Below are 7,121 nucleotides of genomic sequence, written 5' to 3'. Positions count from 1 at the left end.
ACTCGTTTAGCTTCAAACACTTGACTCGCTGCGATCTCTCGTAGCGGGAGGCGAATCATACAGCGTTTAGAAGCGCTGTCAACCACCATCTCAACCGCTATCGATCATTCGACCGAAGCACTCCTGATACTACCTGAATTGCTTAACTAATTGATTTTCAAGAAGTTTTGCGCTTCGACTACGTCAGAAGTGGGGCGCATTATAAGGGGATTCGAAACCGCGTCAACCCTTAATTTCAAGAAACCCTGAAATCGCTGAAAAGCAAAGCGGGGAGGCCTGGCGGCCTCCCCGCTTTTCACCAAGGCCACACGCCCTTAAAGCACGCCGGCACTGCGCAGCCGTTGCACCTCATCGGCATCCAGCCCCAATACGTCCTCCAGCACCACCTCGGTATGCTCACCCAGCAGCGGCGGCGCCCGACGGTACTCCACCGGCGTCTCCGACAGCCGTATCGGGCTCGCCACCTGCGGCACACTTCCCGCCAACGGATGCGGAATGTTCACCGCCAACCCGCGCGCCAGCACCTGCGGATCCTGGAACATCTGCGCCAGGTCGTTGATAGGCCCGCACGGCACCCCAGCAGCCTCCAGCTGGCTCACCCACTGCGCCGTGGTCTTGAACACCGTGGCCTGGCGAATCAATGGAATCAGCTCGGCCCGGTTGGCCACTCGCAGCTTGTTGGTAACGAAACGTGGATCGTCCGCCCATTGCGGCTGCCCGGCCACCTCGGCGAACTTCCGGAATTGGCTGTCGTTGCCCACGGTAAGAATGAAGTCGCCATCCGCCGTCGGGAAGTCCTGATAAGGCACGATATTGGGGTGCGCATTACCCAGACGACGAGGCGGGTTGCCCGTGGTCAGGTAATTCATGGCTTGGTTCGCCAGGCACGCCACCTGCACATCGAGCAATGCCATGTCGACATGCTGGCCCACCCCGGTCTGCTCCCGATGGGCGAGGGCAGCGAGGATCGCCACCGTGGAATACAGCCCGGTCAGGATGTCGGTCAGCGCCACCCCGACCTTGACCGGCCCCGCACCTTCTTCACCCTCCGGGCGGCCGGTCAGGCTCATCAGCCCGCCCAACCCCTGGATCATGAAGTCATATCCCGCGCGCTTGGCATAAGGCCCGGTCTGGCCAAACCCGGTGATCGAACAATAGATAAGCCGCGGGTTGATCGCCTTCAGGCTCTGGTAGTCCAGGCCATAGGCAGCCAATCCACCGACTTTGAAGTTTTCGATGACGATATCGGACTTCGCCGCCAGTTCACGCACCAGGCGCTGCCCCTCGGCCTGAGTGAAGTCGATGGTCACCGAGCGCTTGTTGCGGTTGGCCGACAGGTAATAGGCCGCCTCACTGGTGTTCTCACCCTCGGCATCCTTGAGGAAGGGCGGCCCCCACGAACGGGTATCGTCACCACTGCCAGGGCGCTCGACCTTGATCACATCAGCGCCAAGGTCAGCGAGGATCTGGCCAGACCATGGGCCGGCCAACACGCGAGAAAGGTCCAGCACCCGCAGATGTGATAGCGCGCCCATAGGCTGGCTCCCTATCAATAGAAGGCCTGGATGCCGGTCTGCGCACGCCCCAGGATCAGTGCATGCACATCGTGGGTACCTTCATAGGTGTTGACCACCTCCAGGTTGACCAGGTGACGGGCTACGCCAAACTCGTCAGAAATACCGTTGCCACCCAGCATGTCACGCGCCATGCGGGCAATATCCAGCGCCTTGCCGCAGGAGTTGCGCTTCATGATCGAAGTAATCTCCACTGCAGCCGTACCTTCGTCCTTCATCCGCCCCAGACGCAGGCAGCCCTGCAGCGCAAGGGTGATTTCGGTCTGCATGTCGGCCAGCTTTTTCTGGATCAACTGGTTGGCCGCCAACGGACGGCCGAATTGCTGACGGTCCAGGGTGTACTGACGCGCGGTGTGCCAGCAAGCTTCGGCGGCACCCAGTGCACCCCAGGAGATGCCATAGCGGGCCGAGTTCAGACAGGTGAACGGGCCTTTGAGGCCGCGCACATCCGGGAAGATGTTTTCCTCCGGCACGAACACGTTGTCCATGACGATTTCGCCAGTGATCGAGGCGCGCAGGCCGACCTTGCCGTGGATCGCCGGGGCGCTGAGGCCTTCCCAACCCTTTTCCAGGACAAAGCCGCGAATATCACCCGCATCATCCTTGGCCCAGACCACGAACACATCGGCGATCGGGCTGTTGGTGATCCACATCTTGCTACCGGTCAGGCGGTAGCCGCCATCGACCTTCCGGGCACGGGTGATCATCGAGCCCGGGTCGGAGCCGTGGTTAGGCTCGGTCAGGCCAAAGCAACCGATCCACTCTCCGCTGGCCAGCTTGGGCAGGTACTTCTGCTTTTGCGCCTCGGTACCGAACTCGTTGATTGGCACCATCACCAGCGACGACTGTACGCTCATCATCGAACGGTAACCCGAGTCGATGCGCTCTACCTCGCGAGCAATCAGGCCATAGCACACATAGTTCAGGCCACTGCCACCGTATTGCTCGGGAATGGTGGCGCCCAGCAACCCGACCTCACCCATTTCACGGAAGATCGCCGGGTCGGTCTGCTCATGACGGAAGGCCTCGAGCACACGCGGGGCCAGCTTGTCCTGGGCGAACTGATAAGCGCTGTCACGCACCATGCGCTCTTCTTCAGTGAGCTGCTGATCGAGCAGCAGCGGGTCGATCCAGTTGAAGCTTGCTTTACCGGCCATGAGCGAAATCCTCGAAATAGGGGGCAGTTTCTTGTGCCTTTGAGCCTAGGCCTGATCGGCCGCCGGGACAAACGAGGATTGCGCACCAATTAGTGATAATTTATCACTTCGTAAATCGGCAAAATGCCATATTGACAGCCTTACGAGTGAGGTTGACGTACATGCGCCGCAAGATCCCCAGTACCGCTGCCCTGGTCTGCTTCGAGGCGGCGGCGCGCAACGAGAGCTTTACCAAGGCCGCCCAGGAACTTGCCCTGACCCAGGGCGCCGTCTGTCGGCAGATCGGTGGCCTGGAAGCCTTCCTTAATGTGGAACTGTTCCGCCGCTCTCGTCGTGGCGTGAAGCTGACCGAAGCCGGCCTTTCCTACAGCCGCCAGGTGGCAGCCCAACTGGACGCGGTAGAGCGCGATACGCTGTCGGTAATGCGCCAGCAGGGCGCCAACGTGATCGAACTGGCCGTGGTGCCTACCTTCGGTACTCAGTGGCTGCTGCCGCGGCTCAAGGACTTCCAGCAGCGCCACCCGGAGGTCACGGTCAATCTCACCAACCGCACCCGGCCCTTCCTGTTTGCCGACACCACCTTCGATGCTGCCATCTATTTCGGCGATGCCGACTGGTCCGGCACCCAGTCGCACCGGCTGATGGGGGAAAACCCGGTACCGGTGTGCAGCCCGGCGCTGCTGGGCGGGCAGGGTGCGCTTGACGCGCAGCGCATTGCACAACTGCCACTGCTGCAGCAGAGCACGCGCCCCTATGCCTGGCGGCAGTGGTTCGGCAGCGTCGGCATGAATGTGGAGCGCGACATGACAGGCCCGCGCTATGAACTATTCTCGATGCTCGCCCAGGCGGCCATGCATGAGATGGGCATCGCCCTGATTCCGCCGTTCCTGATCCAGCGCGAGTTGGAGGAGGGTAGGCTGGTGGTCGCTAACAGGCATGCCCTGAGCAGTGACAAGGCCTACTATCTGATGATTCCGGAGCGCAAGGTGGAGTCGGCTTCGCTACGCGCGTTCCGTGACTGGCTGGTGAGCCAGGCTCAGGCGTACACGGCAAAGACGTAGGGAAGCGCGACAAGCTGACCCCGTAGTCAAATATTTTAAACACCTACAGATATATGTATTTGTCGCATCTGCATAAACTGTTATGCAGGCGCAAAAATCCTCTTCAACCCTGCTTAAAGCGCGGCTTTGCGGGCTATTTTGCGACATTCACAAAGCCGTAAGCGAATTGACCGGAAATTTTTTGGTTTTTTCTCCTAATCTGCCAATAGCCTGTGTTTGACGGGCCGCAGCCTGACCGTTGCGACATACGGTCACAGGGTGACTTGTAGTTTTGACTTCGTTTCGCTCCAGAACCGGTTGAAGGCCCCTGGCTTCGTCTGCAAAATGCTTCGCCCGCCCGGGATTCGGCGGGTCGGCGCTCCACAGCCGCCCCAGCGCACCATCCGAAGTGTGCTGGCTTTTACAAAGACAAAAGGTCACCGCAGGAGAAATAGTCGTGCACATTGGTGTTCCTCTCGAGACGCAGACCGGTGAGACAAGGGTCGCTGCGACCCCGGAAACCATCAAGAAACTGATTGGCCAGGGCCATCAGGTCACCGTCCAACGGGGGGCAGGGCTCAACGCCAGCATTCCGGACAGTGCCTATGAGGCCGTGGGCGCTTCCCTGGGGAACGCAGCCGATGCCTACGGCGCTCAATTGGTACTGAAAGTGGTCGCCCCCAACGACCAGGAACTGGCCCTGATCAACAGTGGCAGCGTCCTGGTGGGCATGCTCAATCCCTTCAACAGCGAGCTGATCGGCAAGATGGCCGAACGCGGAATTACCGCCTTCGCCCTGGAAGCCGCGCCGCGCACCTCACGGGCGCAGAGCCTGGACGTGCTGTCGTCGCAGGCCAACATCGCCGGTTACAAGGCGGTGTTGCTGGCTGCCCATCACTACCCACGTTTCATGCCCATGCTGATGACCGCCGCCGGTACGGTAAAGGCCGCGCGCGTGCTGATCCTGGGCGCGGGTGTTGCCGGCCTGCAGGCCATTGCCACGGCCAAGCGCCTGGGTGCAGTGATCGAGGCGTCCGATGTACGCCCGGCCGTGAAGGAGCAGATCGAGTCGCTAGGCGCCAAGTTCATCGACGTGCCCTACGAGACCGATGAGGAGCGTGAGTGCGCCGAAGGTGTCGGCGGTTATGCCCGGCCGATGCCGGCCAGCTGGATGCAACGCCAGGCCCAGGCCGTGCACGAACGCGCCAGGCAGGCGGATATCGTCATCACCACTGCGCTGATCCCGGGGCGCAAGGCGCCGACCCTGCTCAGCGCCGAAACCGTGGCGCAGATGAAACCCGGCTCGGTGGTCATTGACCTCGCAGCGGCCCAGGGTGGCAACTGCCCGCTGACCGTCGCTGACCAGGTGGTAAAGGAGAACGGCGTGATCATCGTCGGACCGACCAACCTGCCGGCTCAGGTGGGCGCCGATGCCTCGGCACTGTATGCCCGCAACCTGCTGGACTTCATGAAGCTGCTGTTCGACAAGGACGGCGCGCTGGTCATCAACCTCGAAGACGACATCGTCGCGGCCTGCCTGATGTGCCGTGATGGCCAGGTCGTCCGCAAGAACGGCTAAGGAGCACGACAATGGAAGACATGCTGATTTCCCATGGCATCTACAACCTGATCATCTTCGTGCTGGCCATTTATGTGGGCTACCACGTGGTGTGGAACGTCACGCCGGCGCTGCACACGCCGCTGATGGCCGTGACCAACGCTATCTCCGCGATCGTCATCGTCGGTGCCATGCTGGCCGCTGCCCTGACGGTAACCCCGGCCGGCAAGCTGATGGGCACCCTTGCAGTGGCCTTGGCCGCGGTCAACGTGTTCGGTGGCTTCCTGGTCACCCGTCGCATGCTGGAGATGTTCAAGAAGAAAACCAAGAACGAGGCGCAGAAGTAAGCATGAGCATGAATCTGGTAACGCTCCTCTACCTCGTCGCCTCGGTGTGCTTCATCCAGGCGCTCAAGGGCCTGTCGCACCCGACCACCTCGCGGCGCGGCAACCTGTTCGGCATGATCGGCATGGGCATCGCCATCGTCACCACGGTCGGCCTCATTTATAAGCTCGGGGCCGAGCTTGCTACCGCCGGTATCGGCTACGTGCTCGTCGGCCTGCTGGTCGGCGGCACCGCCGGCTCGATCATGGCCAAGCGCGTCGAGATGACCAAGATGCCGGAACTGGTCGCCTTCATGCACAGCATGATCGGCCTGGCTGCGGTGTTCATCGCCATCGCCGCGGTGCTGGAACCGCAATCGATGGGCATCGTTGCCGCCATCAGCGACCCGATCCCCACCGGCAACCGCCTGGAGCTGTTCCTCGGCGCAGCCATCGGTGCCATTACCTTCTCCGGCTCGGTGATCGCCTTTGGCAAGCTGTCGGGCAAGTACAAGTTCCGCCTGTTCCAGGGCGCACCGGTACAGTTCGCCGGCCAGCACAAGCTGAACCTGATCCTCGGCCTTACCACTATCGCCCTGGGCCTGCTGTTTACCTTTACTGGCCATTACAGTGCCTTCACCCTGATGCTGGTTTTGGCCTTCATCATGGGTGTGCTGATCATTATTCCGATCGGCGGCGCCGACATGCCGGTGGTGGTGTCGATGCTCAACAGCTATTCGGGCTGGGCCGCTGCCGGTATCGGCTTCTCACTGAACAACTCGATGCTGATCATCGCAGGCTCCCTGGTTGGCTCGTCCGGTGCCATCCTCTCGTACATCATGTGCAAGGCGATGAACCGTTCGTTCTTCAACGTCATCCTCGGTGGCTTCGGTGGCGATACCGATGCCGGCGCGGCGCAAGGCTCGAAAGAGCAGCGCCCGGTGAAGTCTGGTTCGGCCGACGATGCCACCTTCCTGCTCAGCAACGCCGACAGCGTGATCATCGTCCCGGGCTACGGCCTGGCGGTAGCCCGCGCCCAGCACGCGCTGAAGGAACTGACCGAGAAGCTGAGCCACAATGGTGTGACCGTGAAGTACGCGATCCACCCGGTGGCGGGCCGTATGCCCGGGCACATGAACGTGCTGCTGGCCGAGGCCGAAGTGCCGTACGACCAGGTGTTCGAAATGGAAGACATCAACGCCGAGTTCGGCCAGGCCGATGTGGTGCTGGTGCTGGGCGCCAACGACGTGGTCAACCCGGCGGCGAAGAACGATCCCAAGTCGCCGATTGCCGGCATGCCGATCCTCGAAGCGTTCAAGGCCAAGACCATCATCGTCAACAAGCGCTCGATGGCCAGCGGTTATGCCGGCCTGGACAACGAACTGTTCTATCTCGACAAGACCATGATGGTGTTCGGCGACGCCAAGAAGGTCATCGAAGACATGGTGAAAGCGGTAGAGTGACAGCGG

General features: G+C 61.3%; 6 protein-coding genes. 4 read left to right on the top strand and 2 right to left on the bottom strand.

What is annotated here, in order from left to right:
• Positions 1 to 314: 314 nt before the first annotated feature.
• Together CAF70_RS24870 and CAF70_RS24865 are read right to left on the bottom strand one after the other, a co-directional pair.
• A complete protein-coding gene (locus CAF70_RS24870; RefSeq protein ID WP_085627266.1) occupies positions 315 to 1,535 on the bottom strand; it encodes a CaiB/BaiF CoA-transferase family protein in 1,221 nt (406 codons plus the stop codon).
• A gap of 14 nt (positions 1,536 to 1,549) precedes the next feature.
• Entirely contained in the window at positions 1,550 to 2,731 is a 1,182-nt protein-coding gene (locus tag CAF70_RS24865; RefSeq protein WP_016712875.1) for an acyl-CoA dehydrogenase, read from the bottom strand.
• A 161-nt stretch (positions 2,732 to 2,892) separates the two neighbouring features.
• Here CAF70_RS24865 and CAF70_RS24860 point away from each other — a divergent pair, with 161 nt between their 5' ends.
• The 4 genes from CAF70_RS24860 to CAF70_RS24845 all read left to right on the top strand — a co-directional run bounded on the left by CAF70_RS24860 (position 2,893) and on the right by CAF70_RS24845 (position 7,115).
• A complete protein-coding gene (locus tag CAF70_RS24860) occupies positions 2,893 to 3,792 on the top strand; it encodes a LysR family transcriptional regulator (protein WP_085627265.1) in 900 nt (299 codons plus the stop codon).
• Between the two features lie 436 nt (positions 3,793 to 4,228).
• Positions 4,229 to 5,350, top strand: coding sequence for a Re/Si-specific NAD(P)(+) transhydrogenase subunit alpha (locus tag CAF70_RS24855; protein WP_085627264.1), 1,122 nt, complete (start codon positions 4,229 to 4,231; stop codon positions 5,348 to 5,350).
• Positions 5,351 to 5,361: 11 nt separating this feature from the next.
• Positions 5,362 to 5,676: an NAD(P) transhydrogenase subunit alpha gene (locus CAF70_RS24850; protein WP_003256966.1), complete on the top strand. Its 315-nt coding sequence runs from the start codon at positions 5,362 to 5,364 to the stop codon at positions 5,674 to 5,676.
• A 2-nt stretch (positions 5,677 to 5,678) separates the two neighbouring features.
• Complete coding sequence (locus tag CAF70_RS24845; protein WP_085627263.1) at positions 5,679 to 7,115, top strand: NAD(P)(+) transhydrogenase (Re/Si-specific) subunit beta; 1,437 nt, start codon at positions 5,679 to 5,681, stop codon at positions 7,113 to 7,115.
• Positions 7,116 to 7,121 lie beyond the last annotated feature (6 nt).

The organism is Pseudomonas sp. B19(2017) (assembly GCF_002113165.1).
Taxonomy (GTDB): Bacteria; Pseudomonadota; Gammaproteobacteria; order Pseudomonadales; family Pseudomonadaceae; genus Aquipseudomonas.
Note: the sequence above shows the minus strand (reverse complement) of the source record. Positions and strands in the feature narration are given on the sequence as shown.